This is a genomic window from Sporobacter termitidis DSM 10068 (assembly GCF_900130065.1).
GTDB lineage: Bacteria > Bacillota > Clostridia > Oscillospirales > Oscillospiraceae > Sporobacter > Sporobacter termitidis.
Genome location: NZ_FQXV01000001.1, coordinates 650533 through 670096, shown reverse-complemented (window position 1 = coordinate 670096; position 19564 = coordinate 650533). Strand labels below are relative to the sequence as shown.

General features: G+C 59.1%; 20 protein-coding genes and 1 other annotated feature. Of the genes, 14 read left to right on the top strand and 6 right to left on the bottom strand.

The window, feature by feature from the left end:
- Positions 1-30 precede the first annotated feature (30 nt).
- The 8 genes from BUB60_RS03135 (at position 31) to BUB60_RS03100 (ending at position 9609) form a co-directional block, all read left to right on the top strand.
- Positions 31-1851, top strand: a complete 1821-nt coding sequence (locus BUB60_RS03135; protein ID WP_073076153.1) for an ABC transporter ATP-binding protein — start codon at positions 31-33, stop codon at positions 1849-1851.
- Positions 1852-1975: 124 nt separating this feature from the next.
- Positions 1976-2995 (top strand): uroporphyrinogen decarboxylase family protein, encoded by a 1020-nt coding sequence (locus BUB60_RS03130; protein ID WP_073076152.1) that lies wholly within the window; start codon positions 1976-1978, stop codon positions 2993-2995.
- Positions 2996-3032: 37 nt separating this feature from the next.
- Entirely contained in the window at positions 3033-3644 is a 612-nt protein-coding gene (locus tag BUB60_RS19640) for a GTP-binding protein (RefSeq protein WP_073076151.1), read from the top strand.
- A complete protein-coding gene (locus BUB60_RS20725; protein WP_073076150.1) occupies positions 3641-4144 on the top strand; it encodes a hypothetical protein in 504 nt (167 codons plus the stop codon). The genes BUB60_RS19640 and BUB60_RS20725 overlap by 4 nt, the downstream gene beginning before the upstream one ends.
- A 704-nt stretch (positions 4145-4848) precedes the next feature.
- Positions 4849-5637 (top strand): amidohydrolase family protein, encoded by a 789-nt coding sequence (locus BUB60_RS03115; RefSeq protein ID WP_073076149.1) that lies wholly within the window; start codon positions 4849-4851, stop codon positions 5635-5637.
- 32 nt (positions 5638-5669) lie between these two features.
- Entirely contained in the window at positions 5670-6845 is a 1176-nt protein-coding gene (locus tag BUB60_RS03110) for a lysophospholipid acyltransferase family protein (protein ID WP_073076148.1), read from the top strand.
- 46 nt (positions 6846-6891) lie between these two features.
- Positions 6892-8277, top strand: a complete 1386-nt coding sequence (locus BUB60_RS03105; RefSeq protein WP_073076147.1) for a sodium/glutamate symporter family protein — start codon at positions 6892-6894, stop codon at positions 8275-8277.
- 49 nt (positions 8278-8326) lie between these two features.
- Positions 8327-8377 (top strand) — a sequence feature (sodium ion sensor (DUF1646 type); this cis-regulatory element may regulate processes involved in with the transportation of sodium ions).
- Between the two features lie 50 nt (positions 8378-8427).
- The gene (locus BUB60_RS03100; RefSeq protein ID WP_073076146.1) at positions 8428-9609 is read left to right on the top strand and encodes a cation:proton antiporter; all 1182 of its coding nucleotides are present in this window, start codon (positions 8428-8430) and stop codon (positions 9607-9609) included.
- Positions 9610-9681: 72 nt separating this feature from the next.
- On the opposite strand, the gene BUB60_RS03095 is transcribed toward BUB60_RS03100, so the two are convergent.
- Positions 9682-10245, bottom strand: coding sequence for a hypothetical protein (locus BUB60_RS03095; RefSeq protein WP_073076145.1), 564 nt, complete (start codon positions 10243-10245; stop codon positions 9682-9684).
- Positions 10246-10323: 78 nt separating this feature from the next.
- Complete coding sequence (gene murC / locus BUB60_RS03090; RefSeq protein ID WP_073076144.1) at positions 10324-11712, bottom strand: UDP-N-acetylmuramate--L-alanine ligase; 1389 nt, start codon at positions 11710-11712, stop codon at positions 10324-10326.
- 178 nt (positions 11713-11890) lie between these two features.
- Here murC and BUB60_RS03085 point away from each other — a divergent pair, with 178 nt between their 5' ends.
- Both BUB60_RS03085 and BUB60_RS03080 read left to right on the top strand, forming a co-directional pair.
- Positions 11891-13072 (top strand): CCA tRNA nucleotidyltransferase, encoded by a 1182-nt coding sequence (locus tag BUB60_RS03085; protein ID WP_073076143.1) that lies wholly within the window; start codon positions 11891-11893, stop codon positions 13070-13072.
- A 280-nt stretch (positions 13073-13352) separates the two neighbouring features.
- On the top strand, positions 13353-14288 hold the full coding sequence (locus tag BUB60_RS03080) for an alpha/beta hydrolase (RefSeq protein WP_073076142.1): 936 nt from the start codon (positions 13353-13355) through the stop codon (positions 14286-14288).
- A gap of 230 nt (positions 14289-14518) precedes the next feature.
- Here BUB60_RS03080 and rplT read toward each other — a convergent pair whose 3' ends face one another.
- Genes rplT through infC form a run of 3 tightly spaced genes read right to left on the bottom strand, consistent with a single transcriptional unit; the run spans position 14519 to position 15722 of the window.
- Positions 14519-14878, bottom strand: coding sequence for a 50S ribosomal protein L20 (rplT, locus tag BUB60_RS03075; RefSeq protein ID WP_073076141.1), 360 nt, complete (start codon positions 14876-14878; stop codon positions 14519-14521).
- Positions 14879-14895: 17 nt separating this feature from the next.
- Entirely contained in the window at positions 14896-15099 is a 204-nt protein-coding gene (gene rpmI, locus BUB60_RS03070) for a 50S ribosomal protein L35 (RefSeq protein ID WP_073076140.1), read from the bottom strand.
- 56 nt (positions 15100-15155) lie between these two features.
- Complete coding sequence (infC, locus tag BUB60_RS03065) at positions 15156-15722, bottom strand: translation initiation factor IF-3 (RefSeq protein ID WP_423242339.1); 567 nt, start codon at positions 15720-15722, stop codon at positions 15156-15158.
- Positions 15723-15993: 271 nt separating this feature from the next.
- Here infC and BUB60_RS03060 point away from each other — a divergent pair, with 271 nt between their 5' ends.
- From BUB60_RS03060 to BUB60_RS03050, 3 genes are all read left to right on the top strand, one after another.
- Positions 15994-16404 (top strand): putative ABC transporter permease, encoded by a 411-nt coding sequence (locus tag BUB60_RS03060; RefSeq protein ID WP_084726199.1) that lies wholly within the window; start codon positions 15994-15996, stop codon positions 16402-16404.
- A 22-nt stretch (positions 16405-16426) separates the two neighbouring features.
- The gene (locus tag BUB60_RS03055; RefSeq protein ID WP_073076139.1) at positions 16427-16909 is read left to right on the top strand and encodes a hypothetical protein; all 483 of its coding nucleotides are present in this window, start codon (positions 16427-16429) and stop codon (positions 16907-16909) included.
- Between the two features lie 76 nt (positions 16910-16985).
- Positions 16986-17573, top strand: a complete 588-nt coding sequence (locus BUB60_RS03050; RefSeq protein WP_073076138.1) for a single-stranded DNA-binding protein — start codon at positions 16986-16988, stop codon at positions 17571-17573.
- Between the two features lie 345 nt (positions 17574-17918).
- On the opposite strand, the gene BUB60_RS03045 is transcribed toward BUB60_RS03050, so the two are convergent.
- Entirely contained in the window at positions 17919-18812 is an 894-nt protein-coding gene (locus BUB60_RS03045) for a radical SAM protein (RefSeq protein WP_073076137.1), read from the bottom strand.
- Between the two features lie 129 nt (positions 18813-18941).
- Here BUB60_RS03045 and BUB60_RS03040 point away from each other — a divergent pair, with 129 nt between their 5' ends.
- On the top strand, positions 18942-19535 hold the full coding sequence (locus BUB60_RS03040) for a DUF4829 domain-containing protein (protein WP_073076136.1): 594 nt from the start codon (positions 18942-18944) through the stop codon (positions 19533-19535).
- Positions 19536-19564: the final 29 nt, after the last annotated feature.

The window sequence follows — 19564 nt, the reverse complement described above, 5'->3', positions numbered from 1 at the left end:
TCGGGCATCCGTTCACAAGGATGTGAATATATGCAGGAAACACTGGAAAAAGGGCAGGCCGTCAAGTTCAGCATGAAAATCTGGGGGCGTCTTTTTCCTTATCTGAAAAATGTCCGGAAGCACATCGTCGCCGTCCTGATCTTTATGCTCCTCTCGGCGCTGACAGAGGCCTCCTATCCGCTGTTCACGAGTCGCGCCGTCAACAGCTTCATCACCCCGGCAACCACGAATGGGCTCCTGCCGTTCGCGCTCGTTTTTCTGGCGTTTATCGTCCTGGAGGGCGTCACGGTCATATTGTTCTCGCGCCGGTCGATCACGATCGAGATGTTCATGGGCCGGATGCTCAAGCGCGACTGCTTCGTCCACCTGCAGCAGCTGCCGCTGTCGTTTTACAACACCACCTCCGTGGGCTTTCTCCTGGCGCGGGTCATGTCCGATACCGACAGGATCAGCGGCATGGTCGCCTGGGGGTTTGCCCAGGTGGCGTGGAACATCTGCTATATCGCCGGGGCGCTTATTTTCATGTTCACTCAGAGCTGGCGCCTGGCGCTGCTGCTCCTGGCCGTCATCCCGCTGGTCCTTTTGGTCAACTGGTTTTTCCAAAGGCGCATCCTCGCCGTGAACAGGCGCGTCCGCGCCATCAACGCGCGCATTACCGGCGCCTATAACGAGGGCATCACCGGCGCCAAAGCCTCCAAGACGCTGGTGATCGAGGACCTGAACGTCCGGGAGTTCTCCGCCGTCACGGCGGATATGTACCGTGAGTCCGTCCGGGGCGCGATGCTCACGGCGATCATGCTGCCGCTCGTTTTATTCTGCGGGTCCATCGCCGTGGGCGCCGTGCTTTATAGGGGCGGCATCCTGGTCATGGATCAGCTTATGGACTTCGGCATCCTGTCCGCTTTCATCTCCTACGCCGTCGGGATCGTCGAGCCCGTGGTGCAGACGGCCGCCATATTCACGGATATGGTCTCCGCCCAGGTGGGCATCGAGCGCGTCACCGCGCTCATGGACGCGCCCCTCACGATTACCGATACGCCCGGGGTCGCCGAAAAATACGGGGACGTCTTTAATCCCAAGCGGGAAAACTGGGAGAAGCTCTCCGGCGATATCACCTTTGAAAACGTCTGGTTCAAATATCCCGACGGAAACGAATTTATTCTGGAGGACTTCAGCCTGCACATCCCGGCCGGGACGACGGTGGCCATCGTCGGGGAGACGGGCGCCGGCAAGTCGACGCTCGTCAATCTCGCCTGCCGCTTTTTCGAGCCCACGAAAGGGCGTGTGCTCATCGACGGCAGGGATTACAGGGAGCGCAGCCAGCTTTGGCTCCACTCCGCCCTCGGCTATGTCCTGCAGGACCCGCACCTGTTTTCCGGCACCGTCATGGAGAACATCCGTTACGGCCGCCTGGAGGCGACGGACGCGGAGGTCGTCGCCGCGGCGCGGCTTGTGTCCGCCGACGTGGTGGCCGCCAAGCTCCCGGACGGGTACGCGACCCAAGTGGGCGAGGGCGGCGACAGGTTGTCGACGGGGGAGAAGCAGCTTGTCTCCTTCGCCCGCGCCGTTCTCGCCGACCCGCCGATTTTTGTCCTGGACGAGGCCACCTCCAGCATCGATACTGAGACGGAGCTGCTCATCCAAAACGCCATATCCCACATCCTGAACGGGCGCACCTCGTTCATCATCGCCCACAGGCTCTCCACCATCCGCCGCGCCGATATCATCCTCGTCGTCGACGACGGTAAAATCGTCGAGCGCGGTACCCATGAGGAGCTTATGGCCAAGGGCGGGCGCTACGCGGCGCTCTGCCGGGCGATGGCCCTCGAGCAGAACGAGGATGTTGTATAAATGGCACAAAAAATACGGATGATTTTGTCTGAAATATAAGCACTTGCATAACGGTAGCATACAACGTATAATTTACACAGGAAAAGCCGGCCGCCGGGCCAGAACTTTTACTGGGGGAAAACCAATGCTGACCGAGAAGCAAAACTATCTGAGGATGCTCAGCGGCGAACAGCCGGAGTATGTGCCTCAGTACACCTTCGGGCAGATGCCCGGGGAAAAGAAGCTTGTTGCAACGCAAATGTTTGAGCCGCCCGTCATTTCCCAGCACCGCAAAAACAATGGCGGCAAGGATATCTGGGGCGTCAATTACGTGGCGACGTACGAAACGGGCAATGCCATCCTCCCGGAGCCGAACAATTTCATCCTCGCCGACATCACCAAATGGCGCGACGTTATCAGGGCGCCGTCCCTTGACGGCGTCGACTGGGAGAAGATGGTGAAGGACGATATGGAGAAAACCGGCATCGACCGCAGCCAGACGGCCCTGGCGCTGAATCTCCACATGGGCTATTTTCAGACGCTGATGTCCTTCATGGGCTTCTCCGAGGGCCTTATGGCGATGTTCGAGGAGCCGGACGAGGTGAAGGCGCTCCTTACATATATCTGCGATTTCTATATGGACGTGGCCGACCGCTGCATCGACCTGTATAGGCCCGACGTGCTGACGTTTATGGACGATACCGCCGCCTGGGGAGGTCCCTTCATTTCGGCTGAAATGTACGAGGAATTTCTCGTGCCCTGCCATGACCGGTGGGCCAAACGGGGCCGTGACCGGGGCCTGAAGATGACCATGCACAACTGCGGCAAATGCGAGGGCATCCTGGACCTGCTGGTGGGCATGGGCATCCATATGTGGGAGCCCGCCCAGACCTGCAACGACCTGAAGGCTGTCAAGGCAAAATACGGCAACAAGCTCGCCATTGCCGGCGGCTGGGACGCCAAGGAGCATCTCCTGGACCCCGATGTGACGGCGGAGGCGCTTTACGCCTCTGTGGACGAAACCTTTGATATGCTTGCCCCGGGCGGCGGGTTTGCCTGGTGCGGCGGTTTCCTGGGCCCTGTCGGCAACGCGGCTGTCGACAGGAAAAACGACATTCTCAACAGGTACGTGACGGAGAAGTGCCGCGGCTATTATAAGAGCTGAAAAGCGGCAAGATCATTGACATTTCCGGGGGAATATTATGAAAATTCTGATTTTAGGCGGATTTTTAGGCTCGGGCAAGACGACGGCGCTGCTGCGCCTGGCCCGGTACATGGTCGAAACGACGGTCTCCGACAGGGAAAACAAGGTGATCATCCTGGAAAACGAGGTCGGGGAAGTCGGCATCGACGACGCGTATCTCAGGAGCGGCGGCCTGACGGTGAACAATCTCTTCTCCGGCTGCGCGTGCTGCACCGTCTCCGGCGAGCTCGTCTCTGCGGCCGTCCGGATTCAAAAGGAGTTCGACCCCGACTGGCTGATCGTCGAGACGACGGGGATCGCCTACCCGAGGAACATGCGGGAGAACCTGCAAAGCGCCATCGGGCTGTCCTCCAGGATCGTCATCCTTGTGGACGCCGCCCGCTGGAACAGGCTCCTGGCGCCGATGAACAACCTGCTCCGGGGCCAGATCGAGGGCTCGGACGCCGTTCTCATCAACAAGACGGACCTGGTGGACGCGGCGGCCGTGGAAAAAGTAGAGAGCGACGTTCTTGGCTTCGAGCCGCGCGCCGTCGTCCTGAAAATTTCAGCCCTGGCGGACGTTCCCGCGGAGGTCTGGCAAAAAGTCGTAGGGGAGGGGCACGCGCAATGAGCGAGCATGAACACGAGCATCACACACACGTCCACGGCAAGGACTGCGCCTGCGGCCATCACGAGCATCATGATCATGACCACCATGACCATGACCATCACGGCCACGCCCACGATGAAAACGGCAACTGCATCCTGGAGGACGTCCCCGGCGCCGTCTATGTGGAATATCATCTGCACGACGAGGCCCGCGTTATCTCCGGCCGCCTGACGCTGACCGCCGAATACGGCCCCGTCAGGGAAGCGCTGGCATCGCAGCTGGAGCTGATGGCGAAAACGGTGCAGGAGCGGGGCGGGATCGTCGGCCATATCAAAGCCTCCTGCGAGGTCAGGCTGGTGGAGATGCTCTCGGTGACCGACACAGAGAGCGCCGTCAAAAGGGCGCCGGGGCAGGAGATCAAAATCATTCTGGCGGCCATCGTCTTTCTCATCGACCCCGAGGAGGCGGAAGAGCTGGCCCACGCGGCGCTCGCCGCCGTCCGGGACGCCGCCGGGAAATAGATGCCACGATGACGAGCCGGGCTGTCAGCCCGCCCTTTTCGTGAGGCTGTCCCGGCTCCACATTGTTATTCCCGCGAAGGCGGGAATCCAAGCCTTCCCCTTAGGGAAGGCGGCGCGCAGCGCCGGATGAGGGCCTCCCGTGCCGCGCCCCGGCGATTTTTTCATAATCGACCACGCTGTGATCCTCGTCGGCACGCTCAGTATAACATACTGAGCGTGCTTTTTTCGTTATAAGAAAGCCGTCTACCAAAATATCCAATAGAAGCTCTTTTTCCAATACAAGCCTGTTTTCCTGCCGAATCCATCGTAGGGGGCGATGCCCACATCGCCCCTTCGGTCCTTACCCACAGGCCACAGCCGCGCCAACAAATGCGGACGGCCAATGCCCACGTCGCCCGTCCTTCCCCGGCTCCCTCAGACGAGGGAGCTGTCGCCCGCAGGCGACTGAAGGAGGGAACTCCTCCCGCCGCGTCGCCGCACAAGAGGCCACGCGGCAGGGACCGGCTGTACAAATGACGGATTTTCTGTTTAAATTGCCGTAGTATTCGTTGCTATTCACAATCGGGGAACAAATACAAACAAAAAAACTCAACAATCCACAATTGCACGCCGCCGCACAGGGTATATAATATTCTTGGTACCTTATGTACAGTATACCGTCCATGGGACGTAGATTTTTTGAGACGAGCGGGGCAGCACAGCAAATGAGGATTATTGACACACACGCCCATATTTTCCCGCCGAAAATAGAGCAGACGGCGACAAATGCGATCCGGGATTTCTATGACAGGCCGAGGATGTACCACGCCGGCTCCGTGGAGGAGCTGCTGAAATCCGGGAAGAGCGCGGGCGTTGAAAAATTCGTCGTTTTTTCCACGGCGACGACGAAGCAGCAGGTAGAAAACATCCACGATTTTATTATCGAGATGTGCGCAAAGCATCCGGAGCTGATCGGCGCCGGCACGATGCATGTGGAATATGAGGACGTCGAGCGGGAAATAGACAGGATATACAGCAGCGGCATCAGGGGCGTCAAGCTGCACCCGGATTTTCAGAAATTCGATTTTGACGACCCGCGTCTTTTTCCCTTCTTCGCGCTGCTGGAAAAAAAGGATATGTTCGTCATCACCCACTCCGGCGACAACAGGTATAATTACTCCCACCCGGAGAAGGTCGCACGTATCGCGCACATGTATCCAAAGCTGCGCATCATTGCCGCCCATTTCGGCGGCTGGATGATGTGGGAGACGGCCCGCAAGATACTCGTCTTGCCGAATGTCTACGTGGATACCAGCAGCACCATCGGCTTCGGCGGCGCCGCGCCCGTGCTGGAAGGGCTCAAAACGTTTGACCGCAGCCATATATTCTTCGGCTGTGATTTCCCGATGTGGGACCACGGTGCCGAGGTCAGAAAGCTCATGGAGCTCGGCATTGAGGATTCTGTTCTGGAAGATATATTTTATAATAATTTCGCCGCGTTTTACGGACTGTGACGGCGCGGCGTTTAACGGAAGGGGGCGCTTGCATGGCGCGGCTGAGGCATAAAGTGGCCTGGCAGATTCTGAGGTTTCCGGCCTATTTGTTTTTGATGCTTAAATTTAACTATACGTGCGTCCAGGCGCCGAAAATCCCGTACCCGTTTATCCTGGTGGCCAACCACGTCACGGATTTCGACCCGATCATGGTGGGCTGCAGCTTCGGGCAGCAGATGTATTTCGTCGCCAGTGAGCACCTGTTCCGCCGCGGCTTTGTTTCAAAGCTTCTCAGCTGGCTCGTCGCGCCCATCGCCCGCGTCAAAGGATCGACGGACACCGTGTCGGCCATGAATATCATGCGCGCGCTGAAGCACAAGTCGAACGTCGGCCTCTTCGCCGAGGGCGACAAGTCCTGGGACGGCCGCACCGGCCGCCTGCACCCGACGACGGGGCGGCTGATCAAGGCCTCCCGCGCCGCACTGGTGACCTATAAGCTGACCGGCGGCTATCTGACAAGTCCCCGGTGGAGCAAGCTCCTCCGCCGCGGCAAAATGCACGGGCGCATGGTCAATGTCTATACGCCCGACCGGCTCGCGCAGATGACGGCGGAAGAGATCACCGCGGCCATCGACGCGGATATCTATGAGGACGCCTACGCCGCCCAGCGCCGCGAGCACATCAGATATCGCGGCAAGGCGCTGGCCTCCGGGCTGGAAAACGCGCTTTACGCCTGCCCCTCCTGCGCGCAGGTCTGCCGGCTGAAAAGCGAAGGCGACCAATTTTCCTGTACCTGCGGCCTGACGGCGCGGTTTAACGAGTACGGCTTTTTCGAAGGAGAGGACCTGCCCTTTGAGACCGTGGCGGAATGGGACGCGTGGCAGGAGCAGTTCCTGCGCCAGTTCGCGCTGACCGCCGGGGAAGAGCCGATCTACGAGGACCATGGCCAGAGCCTGTGGCGCATCGGCACGGACCACAGCGAAAGCCTTGTCACCTCCGGCACGCTCCGGCTCTATAAGGACCGGCTGACGCTGGGCGGCTTTTCCGTCCCGCTGGGCAAGCTGTACCAGATGGGCGTCTACGGCCCGGCGCATATCGTATTCTCCGCCGAGGGCGTGAATTACGAGATCAAGTCCGGGCGCATGAGAAGCGGCCGCAAATACCTGACAATGTACGGCATCCTGACGAGCGCCGCGTCCGGCGGCGGCGCCAATGCCGCCAATATCTGACCCGAGCCCTGAACTTTCACATATAAATACGATCTGGAGGTATGAGATGGACTATTCCTACAACAATGCCGCGCTATGGAATTCGATCATCCAGCTTGGCATCATCGCGCTGTCTCTTCTGGTAGCAAACATACTCCGCCGGAAAGTTAAATTTTTCAGAAACAGCCTGCTGCCGACGGCGGCGATCGCCGGCTTTTTGATCCTGATCCTCCGCGCGGCGGGCATCCTCAAGGTCGACATGGAGTTCATGGAGCTGCTCATCTATCACGGCATCGCCCTCGGCTTTATCGCCATGGCGCTCCGTATTCCGACGGGGGTCAAGGAGGAGAAGGGCAATCTCGTCGGCCTCAAGAGCGGCGCCGTCATCATCGGGTCGTATCTCATCCAGGGCATCTTCGGTCTCGCGATTTCCATCGGTCTGGCGTACACCTTTATGCCGGATATGTTCAAGGCCGCCGGCATTATTTTGCCGATGGCTTACGGGCAGGGCACGGGGCAGGCCAACAACGTCGGCGCCACATATGAGGCGGCCGGTTTTATCGGCGGTCGCAGCTTCGGCCTGTCGCTGGCCGCGGCGGGGTACCTCTGCGCCTGCATCGTCGGCGTTGTCGTCCTGAATATCCTGGACAAGCAGGGCAAGATCAAGCGCGCCAACCAGGTTGACATCGCCGAAGCCGTCACGGTGGAAAGCTTTCAGGACAAAAACGAGATCCCGTTTTCCGAGTCGCTGGACAGGTTCACCGTCCAGATGGGCCTTGTTTTTATGGTGTACCTGGCCACCTACCTGTGCACCTGGGGCATCACCTGGGCGCTGCACGCGTATCTGCCCGCCGTGGACAAGCTGCTCAGCGCGCTTTTGTGGGGCTTCAACTTCATCGGCGGCACGGCGCTGGCGATCCTGACCCGCGTCGTCGTCAACAAGCTGACAAAGGTAAAGATCATGACGCGCCAGTATCAGAACAATTATCTTTTAAGCCGCATGTCGGGCCTCTTCTTTGACGTTATGATCGTCGCCGGCATTGCCGCGATCGACATTGAAGACCTGTCCGGGCTTTGGGTGCCGTTTATTCTGATGGCGGTCGTCGGCGGTGTCATCACCTGGTATTACCTGAAGCTCGTCTGCCGGAAAGTGTATAAGGACTATTATTACGAAGGACTTTTCTCCATGTACGGCATGATGATCGGGCCCATCAGCTCCGGCATCCTCCTGCTCCGCGAGATCGATCCCAACTTCGACACGCCGGCGGCCAACAACCTGATCTCCGGCTCCAGCTACGCCATCATCCTCGGCGCGCCGCTTCTGGTCCTTATCGGCATGGCGTATAAATCAACGCTGATGACATTCATCACCCTGGGGCTCATCGTCGTCTATTTCCTGCTCATCAATCTCCTGATCTTCAAAGCCCACCGGCGCGGCAGTCATAATAATTGACCCGGCGGCGGGTTCGTGATAAAATAAATTAAATTTATTCTGCTGCATCGGTTGGGCGGCTGGCGCCGCTTTCAAGAATCGGCTTCAAGGGTGGGAAGTCCAGGTATTTGGACTGCCCGCTCTTTTTATATTTTTTAGGGGAGAGTGCCTATGGAAAAAACACTGCTGAGCATCGCGCTGATACTTGTGGCCACAAAGCTGGGGGGCATCGTCAGCCGCAAGCTGAAAATGCCCGAGGTCCTCGGCGCCCTGCTGGCCGGCATCATCCTGGGCCCGCTGGTGCTCAATCTCGTGAAATACGACGAGAACATCAAGCTGCTGTCAAATCTCGGCGTCATCCTGCTGATGTTCCTGGCGGGGCTGGAATCCGACGTGGAGCAGCTGAAAAAGGCCGGGAAATCATCGTTTCTGATCGCGCTGCTGGGCGTTGCCGCCCCGCTGGTCCTGGGGACGCTGAGCGCCTTTCTCGTCAGCGGGGACATCACCCAAAACATCTTCATCGGCGTTATTTTAACGGCCACGAGCATCAGCATCAGCGTCGAGACGCTGACGGAGCTCGGCAAGCTCAATTCCAGAGTCGGCGTCAATATTCTCGGGGCCGCCGTCATCGACGATATCCTGGGCCTGATACTGATCTCAACGCTCCTGGCGTACAACACCCAGGGCGTCGGCCTGCCGTTTTTCATGACGCTGCTGGTTATTCTTCTGTTCTGCGCCGGCGGTATCCTGGCCATCGTCTTCATACCGCGCCTGCTCAATAAATACATGAAAAATGTTCGGCCGGGGCGGACCGTCCTGACGCTGGCGCTTGCGGGGGCGCTGCTTATGGCTTTTGTCGCCGAGGAGTCCGGGATCGCCGCCATCACGGGCGCGTACCTGTTCGGGCTGCTGCTGTCCCAATTGGAGCATAAGGAATATCTCGAGCGAAATGTCAAGGCGATATCCAGCGGCTTTCTGTCGCTCATATTCTTCGCGAGTATCGGGCTGCAGATCGAGCTGAACGGGATAAACGCCGGCGTCCTCCTGATGTCGGCCATCATGTTCGTCGTCGCCGTCCTTGGCAAGGTCGTTGGGTGCGGGCTGGGCGCCCGTGCTTTCAGGCTGGGCCGGAGCGAGTCGCTTCAGGTCGGCGTCGGCATGATCTCCAGGGGCGAGGTGGCGATCATTACGGCGAACATCGGCCTGCAGAACAATATGATTTCCCAGGAGGTATTCATTCCGACACTGATCGTCGTTCTCCTGACAACGGTCGTCACGCCAATCCTTTTAAAGGTCGTTTTTTCCCACAAGGTCGAAAGCCGGCTCGGTGGGCGCCCCGCCGGCGCCGCGTGAATTGGCCGGAAAAGGCTTTTCGACAAGCTGAAAGCTCCCGGGGTTGAAAGCCCGGGAGCTTTTGAATGGCTGTTATTCGTGCTCCGCTTCGGAGCTTTCGGCGGGCTCCGGTACAGTCGCCGGGGCTTTTTTCTGACGCATGAGCTCCTCCGACAAAAAGACGCCGAAAAGCGTGAAGACGAAGGGGAAGACATACGCCGAGGATATCGCGGGGCCGCGCAGCACGTTCGACTGGCCGATCAGCGAGATCGTGACAAGGGGAAGGTTCAGAAACAGCATCTTGTACAGAATGAGATAGGCGACCGCCTGGCAGGACAGAAGCGTCAGATAAAAGCCGATGGCGGAAAAGACCGCCACGGTGATAATGCCGCGCTTTCCGTCATAGCCCTTGAAGAGCTTGATCCCCAGATAGATGAAAAGGGGCAGGAAAGCGTACAGCGGCGAAAAGGCGCGGCCAAAAATGGCGGCGCAAATGGTTGCGGGCAGCGTGCCCACGAGCATCCCGACGAGGCCGCCGACGATGGACACCGGCAGAAGAGCGTCATGCCGGACGCCGAGCCGCCTTGCTGCGGCCTTCTTTTCCGGGGCCTTTTGCGCCGATGATTTTCCGGGGCTTTTGTCAAACCGATCTTCCATATCGTAAATTCAGCCTTTCTTTTGTACCTCAAAGGATGATAACTTACAAAGGAGGATACCCCGCCGGCGGGACCGGCGCTATCCCACAGAGGCCGCTTTCCCTGTCAGGTGCTCGCCGACCTTGTAGATGTCTCCGGCACCCACCGTCAGTATGATGTCGCCCTTGCCGGCAAGGGCGCAGAGTCTCGCTTCAATGTCGTCAAACGAAGGGCAGTAGACGGCGCCCGGCACTTTTTCCGCCAGGTCCCTGGAGGATATGCCGATGGTGTTTTTTTCGCGGGCAGCGTAAATCTCCGCGAGAAAAACGAGGTCCGCCCGTTTCAGCTCGGAGATAAAATCGTCAAAAAAGGCTTTCGTCCGCGTGTAGGTGTGCGGCTGAAAGGCGAGGATGACCCGGTCGTACCCGAGGGACTCAACGGCGTCCAGAAGGGCGTGCAGCTCCCTGGGGTGGTGGGCGTAATCGTCATAGACGTCGGCGCCCTTCACGCTCCCCTTGTACTCGAAGCGCCGGCCGGCGCCCGTGAAATCCAAAAGACCCTCCGTAACGGCCGCCGGGGGGATGTTCAGCGTTATGGCTGTGGCCGCCGCGGCCAGCGCGTTCATCACATTTTGCCTGCCGGGCACGTTCAGGATCACATGGCAGTAAAGCGCGCCGTTGTAAAGCACGTCGAAGGAGGAGCCGGAGCCGTTCTGCTCGATGTTGACGGCCCGGACGCTGGCCTGCTCATTTGTGCCGAACGTGAAGAGCGGGCGGCCGAGAGGACGGAGCGCGTCCATTGTGTTCGCGTCGTCGCCGTTGCACACGATATGCCCGTTTTCCGGGACAAGAGAGGCAAAATGCCGGAACGACGCCTTGATATCGTCCAAATCCTTGAAAAAATCCAGATGGTCGGCGTCCACGTTTAAAACGACGGCAATCGTCGGGAAGAAGCTGTGAAAGGAGTTATAATATTCGCAGGATTCCAGCACGATAACGTCCCCCGCGCCGACGCGGTAACCGGACTGCAGCTTGTTCAGCGTGCCGCCGATCATGACGGTCGGATCGGCGTCCGCGGCCAGCAGGATATGCGTCGTCATGGACGTCGTGGTCGTTTTTCCGTGGGTGCCGGCAACGCAGACGGCGTTTTTATACCCGCGCATGATGTAGCCCCACGCCTCGGCCCGCTCAAAAACGGGGATGCCGGCTTTTCTCGCCGCGGCGATCTCCACGTTGTCCTCCCGGGCCGCCGCGGTCCGGATGATAAAGCGCGCGCCGCCGATATTCCCGGCCTTATGGCCGATCTTGACGTCGATGCCCAGTGCCCTGAGGCGGTGTACCGCATCGCTGTCGTTCATATCCGAGCCGGTGATCGGCACGCCCATTTTATATAGAACCTCGGCCAGCGGCGACATCGATACGCCGCCGATTCCGACGAGATGCCCGCTGAAGCCGGACTTCATGCAAGCTTCCAATTCAGATATACTCATATAACACCCCGGTTTGATATTCGGAGAACATTGGAGAACGTTATTGTTTTGACACCGTCAAATGATTATAATACGTATAGGGTGTTTTTACAAGAGTGATTATTGCGTGTATTTTGGCGTATTATGGGCCTTCGGCTCGTCTATACTGCTCAATAAAAGAGGAACGGGAGGCGAAGAAATGAACGTTGTGCCCGACGACGTGGCGGACATCCTCCGGATAATCGAAAACGCCGGGCACGAGGCCGTTCTCGTGGGCGGCTGCGTGCGCGACATGCTGCTTGGGCGCGCCATTCACGACTGGGACGTGGCCACCTCCGCCATGGGAGAGGCCGTTTCGGCGCTCTTTCCGAAGACGGTGGACACCGGCGCCCGGTTCGGCACCGTGACCGTGGTGACAGGGCGGAGGAACGTGGAGGTCACCACCTTTCGCAGCGACGGCGCCTACACTGACGGGCGCCGGCCGGACAGCGTCCTGTTTGTTGGCGCGCTGGAGGAAGACCTCAAGCGGCGGGACTTTACCATGAACGCCATGGCCATGCGCCTGGACGGGGTGATCGTCGACCCGTTCGACGGGCGCGGCGATATCGCCCGCCGTCTCATCCGCTGTGTCGGGAGGCCTGAGGACCGCTTTTCGGAGGACGCGCTCCGCATGTTCCGCGCCCTCCGCTTTTCCGCCCAGCTGTCCTTTGATATTGAAGAGAATACCATGGCCGCAGTCAGAAAATGCGCGGCGCTTTGTTCGGCGCTGTCCGCCGAGCGTGTCCGGGACGAGACGGAAAAAATCCTCCTGTCCCCAAGGCCGGCAGCCGCCGCCGAGGCCGCCGCGTGGGGCCTTTATGCGGGCCGGCTCAGAAAGGCGGACGTGCCGCCGGACGTGCTTTCCCGGATTGCCGGCCTGGCGCAGGACAGGCGGCAGCGCTGGGCGGCCTTCTGCGCCGTTTTAAGGCGGGCCGGCGCCGTCGATTCCGCAAAAGAATTTCTCCGGGACATGCGGCTGGACGCCCGGACCGTGAAAAGCTGCGGTGCCGGTGCCGAGGCGGCGCTTGCTGCCGCCCTGACCGACAGGCTCGCCGTCAAGAAAATCCTCGCCGACCTCGGTACCGAAGCCGGCCTGTGCGCCGCCGCGGCGGACGCGGTGCTGCGCAGTAGCGCCGCCGTCAGCCTCGCCCGGGACGTGCTGGACAGCGGTGAGTGCTATTTGATCAAAGACCTCGCCGTGACGGGGGACGACCTCATCGCCCACGGCGTCGCGCCGGGAGCACAGGTGGGCGTGGCGCTGAAAAAGCTGCTCGGCCACGTCCTTGTCAATCCCGCCGACAACAAAAGAGACATACTGCTCGGCATGCTTGATAAAACCTAGTGATATATGGAGCGGTTCACAAATCGCCCGTCGTTTTGGAGCGCGATGATTCTGCGTGCCGATTTCCCGTCAACAGGCCACAGGGCCGCCGAGGGCGGCGGCCCTGCGTACGGTGAGGCGACGTTGAATTCGTCGCCCCGTAGGGGCAAACCTTGTGTTTGCCCTGTTACAATAAAGCACCGCACACCAAAAGAGGGCAGACACAAGGTCTGCCCCTACGATATGAACCGTGTTCGTAATTTCCATTTTAAAAAGATTTTACATATATGGAGGGCTTTATATGGATTCCAGAGTCGATCCGGAGCTGCGGGCGATGCTGTCCATGATGCCGCGGGAGGATTTCAGAAAGGAGGACCTGAACGAGCTCCGCGCGGGGATGGCCACGGCCTTTGGCCCGGCGGTCACGAATTTTCCCGACTGTACGGTCACCGACCGCAGGATACCGGGGCCGGAGGGCGCGGCGCAGGTGCGGGTGCGACTCTACGACCCGGCGGGGCCGGCAAGGAACCGGCCGGGGGTCCTGTACATCCACGGAGGCGGCTACATCCTCGGCACGCCCGAGATGACGGACTCGAGCTGTGCCGGAATCGCGGCCGCCCTGGGCGCCGTCGTTGCCTCCGTCGACTACAGGCTCGCGCCGGAGCACCCGTTCCCCGCGCCGCTGGAGGACTGCTATGCCGCGCTCGCATGGTTTGCCGATAACGCCCCGGCGCTCGATGCGGACCGGGACAATATCGCCGTCGTGGGCGGCAGCGCGGGCGGCGGGCTGGCCGCAGCGCTGGCGCTCTTGGCCCGGGACAGGAAGGGCCCGCGCATCACGTTTCAGGCGCCGCTCTATCCGATGCTCGACGACAGGAATATAACGCCCTCCAGCCGGGAATTCACCGACCCGCGGGTGTGGAGCCGGGACAAGAACATCTTCGCCTGGGAATCGTACCTGGGTCCATTATACGGCGGCGATGTGCCGCAGTACGCCGCGCCCGCCCGCGCGTTAAATCTTGCCGGGCTGCCGCCCGCGTACACGTTCGTCGGCGCGCTGGACCTTTTCCGCGACGAGACGACCGACTATGTCACGCGCCTGCTGCAGGCCGGCGTCCCCACGGAGTTTCACATTTATCCCGGCTGCTTCCACGGTTTCGACATGTTCCCGACCGAAATCGGCCGGCGCGCCGCCGCGGGCCTTATCGACGCGCTGAAACGGGCGCTGGTAAAATAAAAGGGCAGAGAGGCAGCGCTTTTCGCCCACGAGATACTGGAGAACGGGAGAAAAACAGGATGCCATTCCCGCGCAGGCGGGAATCCATATCTTGTTGGCGCCCAACGTGGATTCCCGCCTGCGCGGGAATGACATGATAGTAATTAGAATGACGCGATAGTATCAGAATGACAAAAAACAACCTCCAGTGTTCAGCGGAAGGTTGTTTTTTGTTTAAATTAATTTACGCATTACGCGCCGATGGCGACCTTGGCTTTTTGAGCCAGGGCGGTGAACGCCTCGGGCTCGTGGATGGCCATCTCGGAGAGCATCTTGCGGTTCATTTCGATGCCGCTGAGCTTCAGGCCGTGCATGAAACGGGAATAGTTCATGCCGTTCATTTTGCAGGCGGCGTTGATCCGGCTGATCCACAGCTGGCGGTAATCTCTCTTTTTGCGCTTGCGGCCGACATAAGCGTAGGTGAGGGACTTCATGACGGCCTGGTTGGCCATTTTATAGTGGGTGGATTTTGCGCCCCAATAGCCCTTGGCGAGCTTTAAAATCTTATTTCTTCTTTTGCGCGTCATCATCGCGCCTTTGACTCTGGCCATTAAAAAAAACCTCCTTCTTATTTATACGGGATCATGCGCTTGATAGCCGCTTCGTTCGTCACGTCGGCATAGACGCCTTTACGGAGGCCTCTCTTGCGCTTGGGTGATTTCCCGTGCCCGTTGAGAAGGTGACTTTTGAACGCTTGCGCGCGTTTGACTTTGCCGTTTTTGGTGAGACTGAATCTCTTCTTGGCCCCGCTGTGGGTCTTGATCTTAGGCATGGCTGGTTCTCCTTCCAAATTGTGATAACGAAGACTTACGTCAAAATGTCATAATATTATTTTGCTTTTGGGGACAGGAACATCGTCATGAAACGCCCCTCAAGTTTCGGGTTTTTATCAACGGTGGCCAACTCGGAGCATTCCTCGGCAAACTTCTTTAAAAGCTCCTCACCGATATTGGTGTGAGCCATCTCTCTGCCGCGGAATCGGACCGTGACTTTTAACCGGTCGCCTTCCTGCAGGAATTTCTGCCCGTTCTTCAGCTTCGTATTGAAGTCGTTTAAACCGATGCCGGGTGACATGCGGATCTCCTTGACCTCGACGATATGCTGGTTCTTGCGCGCTTCCTTCTCCCGTTTCGACTGCTCGAAACGATACTTTCCGTAATCCATGATCTTGCAGACGGGCGGGTTGGACGCGGGCGAGATCTTCACCAGGTCAAGCTCTTGCTCCACGGCGATTTTGAACGCGTCCGCGGGCGACATGATGCCCAGCTGCGCGCCGTCCTCACCGATCAGGCGGATCTCTTTGTCACGGATCTCCTCGTTAATTTGATAAGCCGTATTGCTGATAATTAAGCACCTCCTGCTAAAATAACCCGAAAATACAAAACGCGGATGCACAAGCACCCGCGCACAAGACAACATTATCCGGCCCTTTGGCCGGGAAGTCTCAATGTTGACCGCGGCGCGCCGAATGCGGCCGGGTGAGAACGGGGATGCCGTACTGCTTTATTTTGACCACGTCATTTTATCAGGCCGCCGTCATTTTGTCAATAGCTATATTGGCGTATAAATAACCGCCGCCCAATTTGCCGGATGCCGGCATAATCGGTGCCAAACAGGATATTCTAAGCGTGTTGGAAAAACCCAGCGAAAGGCCGGTAGATCGTCCATGACCTTACTTAAACTCCATATGATCAAAACACTGAAATATGCCGGAATTTTTAAAAGCGGCGGCCTCGTCTACGGTGCGCTGGAGCTGGCCTTCAGGGGGCGGACGCATTGGACGATGATGCTCGCCGGCGGCGTCTGCGCCATTTTTCTTTACCTCATCGCCACGAAGAGCAGGGAGGCGCTGTGGAAAAAATGGATCATGGGCGGCGCCGTCATCACCACCGTCGAATTTGTGACCGGTATCGTCGTCAACATCGTCCTTGGGTGGAACGTGTGGAGCTACGCCAACAGCTGGGCCAATCTTTTCGGACAGATCTGCCTGCTTTTTTCGCTCTTATGGGTCGGGCTTTCCATACCGGGCATCTGGGTGATGACGCTCGTCGGGCGCCGCTTCTTCAAGGAAGGCTGAACGGACAAAGGGAGGTAGAATCATGACGGAAATAGCGGTTATCGACGCGGGCTGCGACGACATTGCCGGCAAAATTACGGCCGGGATCAGGCGGTACGGCGGGAATCCGGGCGACCTGCTCATCGCGCAGGTTCCGTCCTGCGCCGCGCTCTCCGGCAGTCAGCCGGACATTCTGGTGCTGGGCGAGGACGCGGCGCCGTCCTGCGGCCCGGCGGAGCGCATCCAGTGCGGCATCCTGCTGATGCCGGGCGACGGCGATGCGTCGGCCTTTGACGCCCGCTGTATCGTCACCTACGGAATGTCGCCGAAAAACACGATCACGCTCTCCTCGATCAGCGAGACCTCCTGCGTGCTGGCGATCCAGCGCGAGTTCCTGACGGCGGGCGGCGATATGCTGGAACGGCAGGAAATCAAGATCATGGGCGGCATGCGTCCGGACTGCCTTTTAACGGTCGCCGGCGCTCTTTTGATCCTCGGCCTGAAAATCTCGGATACAAACGGTTAGTCTAATGGGGAATATGAGGACATATACTGTCCACAGATAAGAGGTTTACAGGTGAGGGGTGGCAGTCTTGGAAGGGATGAACAATGTTGTCGAGTTATGCGGTTCGATTGCCGATAAACCCAGGTTTTCGCACATGGGAGGCAGCGAGAGTTATTTTTCGTTCCCTCTTGATATAGAGCGCCTGTCGGGATTTGTCGACACGGTCAACATCATTGTCCGCCAGGAGATGCTTGAAAAGCTTGAGATAGAGGACAGCCAGCATATCGCCGTGACGGGCGAGCTGCGTTCCTTCAACAACAAGCGCGGAGACGGCAGCCGGCTGGTCATCAGCGTTTTTGCCAAGGAGCTTTATTTTACGGACGATGAGGATAAAAACCTCGTCCGCCTGACTGGCGCCATCTGCAAAAAGCCGAATCTCAGGAAAACGCCGATGGGCCGCCAGATATGCGATATCATGCTCGCCGTCAACAGGCGGTACGGCCGGTCAGATTACCTGCCGTGCATCGCCTGGGGCAGACTGGCCGAGGGCGCGGCGGAGCTCGCCGTCGGCGATACGATCTCGCTGGAAGGACGAATACAGAGCCGGAAATACATAAAAAACGAAAACGGCGCCGCCACCGAGCGCACCGCGTTCGAGGTGTCCATCGTCACGCTCCTGCCGTAGTATTTAAAGGTATGGGGCGGCACCCCACAGCATTTTGTGCGGGGATGCGGGATGCCTTCACGCCAAAAGGCGGGGAAATCAATATCGGTTCGAGGGCGGGGCGTTCATCCCCGCCCCTTTTGCGCTGTGCCGCGCCGACAAGAGAGGCGCGTCTGGAAAGCCGCGCCCTACGTTGTCGGGACGGCGGGCGATTCGTGAATCGCCCTTACATGGCGTGGCCTTAAGCAGGGGCCAGGTCCAATGGGGTCCGGGGCAAAGCCCCGAAAGGGCATGGGGCGGAGCCCCATCAAGGGGTCATAGGGGGCGGCAGCCCCCTATACCTCTATTGGTCGGGTGGGTGGGAAGTTAAACCCCGCGGAGATCGAACTCGGGGATATATTCCTCTTTCGCCGAGGACAGTTCCTGGAAAAATCCGTCCTCGATACCCGACGCTTCGAGATAGCCGACGGCCTCGTCGTATTCCTCCTGTGTCAGCCGCCGCCGGAGCTCGGGAAAATCATCAAGCGCCCCGCAGGGGGTATACTGGCTCATCAGGGAAAACAGCACGTCGCCGGGCTTAAACGTCTCCGATACCCAGTCGATGACGCGGCGCGTGTTTTCAAGGTTTTCCGGCAATATGAGGTGCCGGATGATTACGCCGCACGTCAACAGGCCGTCGTCGTTTATGAGGTAGGGCCCCGTCTGGCGGAACATCTCCAGGATGGCCCGCCGCGCCGTTTCGGGGTAATCGGCGGCACTGGAGTACTGCCCGGCGGGCGGCCTCAGCGCGTACTTCATGTCCGGAAGATAGATTTGGATTTTGCCCTCGAGCCGCCGCAGCGTTTCCACGCGCTCGTAGCCGCCCGAGTTCCAGACCACGGGGACAGGCAGTCCGCCCTCCAAGGACGCAAGAATACAGTCTGAAAAATGCGTCGGGTTTACAAGATTGATATTGTGCGCGCCCTGGGCAATCAGCTCTCCGTAAATTTCCCGCAGCCGCGCGACTGTCACCGGCTTGCCGAACCGTTTGAGGCTGATATCGCTGTTTTGGCAGTAGACGCAGTTTAACGCGCAGCCGGAGAAAAACACGGTGCCAGAGCCATTTTCGCCGCTGACGCACGGCTCCTCCCACTGATGTAGCATGGCCCGCGCCACGACGGGGTCCCGCCCCATGCCGCAGACGCCGGCGCCGGAGGTCCCACCCCGCGCCTCGCCGCAGCGCCGGGGGCAGATATTGCAGAGATCATTTGTATTGGTCATGATATCACCGAAGCATATTGTATCAGAAACAGCGGGGCAACGGCAAGAGCGGGGGAGGCCCGCGCACGTCTGTGGAACATTAATATGCTATAATTGAAAATACCGAATCGAGAAAGGATGTGACGCCAGATGAAACGGCTCCTGTTTATCGTCGCGCTCCTTGGGGCCCTGATGCTCGGCGGCTGTCAAGCCGCAAATCCGCCGCAGGCCGCCGCAAGCCCGTCCCAAAGCGCGGGACCATCGGAAGCAGCCCCGCCCGAGACATCCGGCACCGGCGCGTCTCAGGGTATGGCGGCGCCGTCTCTGCCGCCCCAGTTCACCGCTACGTTTGACGACCAAAAGCAGGTGGAGCAGTTGATCAAGGATTATTTTGCCGCGCTTGAAAAGAAAGACTATGACGCGGCCTGGAAGCTGACGTCCGCCCAGCGCCAAGAGGACTATCCGGAAGAGCAGACCCTCAAGGAACACTGGGGTATCGAATCCGTCGAGCTGGTTTCAATGAAGGGCTACCTGCCGCCGTATATCGCCGCGCTCTTCCCACCTTACGAGTTTCACGCGACGGACGTCCCCGAGGGCGTCCCGACAATCTGGTTTGAGGTCGAGTTCGATATCACGCCCTCGCCGAATACGGCGTGGGAAAGCGGGGTGAACCATCGCTTTGTCGACGTGGTCAAGGACCCCGACGGAACGTGGAAGATCGACGGCCTGGCAACGGGGCTGTAAATCATAAGGGGACGGCTGAGCCGTCCCCT

What these genes read in the sequence shown, in the direction of transcription:
- BUB60_RS03105 (WP_073076147.1), top strand. Translation starts at nt 6,892, where the DNA reads ATGGACTATTCCTACAACAATGCCGCGCTATGGAATTCGATCATCCAG.
- BUB60_RS03045 (WP_073076137.1), bottom strand. Translation starts at nt 18,812, where the DNA reads ATGACCAATACAAATGATCTCTGCAATATCTGCCCCCGGCGCTGCGGC.
- BUB60_RS03050 (WP_073076138.1), top strand. Translation starts at nt 16,986, where the DNA reads ATGAACAATGTTGTCGAGTTATGCGGTTCGATTGCCGATAAACCCAGG.
- rpmI (WP_073076140.1), bottom strand. Translation starts at nt 15,099, where the DNA reads ATGCCTAAGATCAAGACCCACAGCGGGGCCAAGAAGAGATTCAGTCTC.
- BUB60_RS03135 (WP_073076153.1), top strand. Translation starts at nt 31, where the DNA reads ATGCAGGAAACACTGGAAAAAGGGCAGGCCGTCAAGTTCAGCATGAAA.
- rplT (WP_073076141.1), bottom strand. Translation starts at nt 14,878, where the DNA reads ATGGCCAGAGTCAAAGGCGCGATGATGACGCGCAAAAGAAGAAATAAG.
- BUB60_RS03115 (WP_073076149.1), top strand. Translation starts at nt 4,849, where the DNA reads ATGAGGATTATTGACACACACGCCCATATTTTCCCGCCGAAAATAGAG.
- BUB60_RS03040 (WP_073076136.1), top strand. Translation starts at nt 18,942, where the DNA reads ATGAAACGGCTCCTGTTTATCGTCGCGCTCCTTGGGGCCCTGATGCTC.
- BUB60_RS20725 (WP_073076150.1), top strand. Translation starts at nt 3,641, where the DNA reads ATGAGCGAGCATGAACACGAGCATCACACACACGTCCACGGCAAGGAC.
- murC (WP_073076144.1), bottom strand. Translation starts at nt 11,712, where the DNA reads ATGAGTATATCTGAATTGGAAGCTTGCATGAAGTCCGGCTTCAGCGGG.
- BUB60_RS03130 (WP_073076152.1), top strand. Translation starts at nt 1,976, where the DNA reads ATGCTGACCGAGAAGCAAAACTATCTGAGGATGCTCAGCGGCGAACAG.
- BUB60_RS03110 (WP_073076148.1), top strand. Translation starts at nt 5,670, where the DNA reads ATGGCGCGGCTGAGGCATAAAGTGGCCTGGCAGATTCTGAGGTTTCCG.
- BUB60_RS03080 (WP_073076142.1), top strand. Translation starts at nt 13,353, where the DNA reads ATGGATTCCAGAGTCGATCCGGAGCTGCGGGCGATGCTGTCCATGATG.
- BUB60_RS03100 (WP_073076146.1), top strand. Translation starts at nt 8,428, where the DNA reads ATGGAAAAAACACTGCTGAGCATCGCGCTGATACTTGTGGCCACAAAG.
- BUB60_RS03055 (WP_073076139.1), top strand. Translation starts at nt 16,427, where the DNA reads ATGACGGAAATAGCGGTTATCGACGCGGGCTGCGACGACATTGCCGGC.
- BUB60_RS03095 (WP_073076145.1), bottom strand. Translation starts at nt 10,245, where the DNA reads ATGGAAGATCGGTTTGACAAAAGCCCCGGAAAATCATCGGCGCAAAAG.
- BUB60_RS03085 (WP_073076143.1), top strand. Translation starts at nt 11,891, where the DNA reads ATGAACGTTGTGCCCGACGACGTGGCGGACATCCTCCGGATAATCGAA.
- BUB60_RS19640 (WP_073076151.1), top strand. Translation starts at nt 3,033, where the DNA reads ATGAAAATTCTGATTTTAGGCGGATTTTTAGGCTCGGGCAAGACGACG.
- BUB60_RS03060 (WP_084726199.1), top strand. Translation starts at nt 15,994, where the DNA reads ATGACCTTACTTAAACTCCATATGATCAAAACACTGAAATATGCCGGA.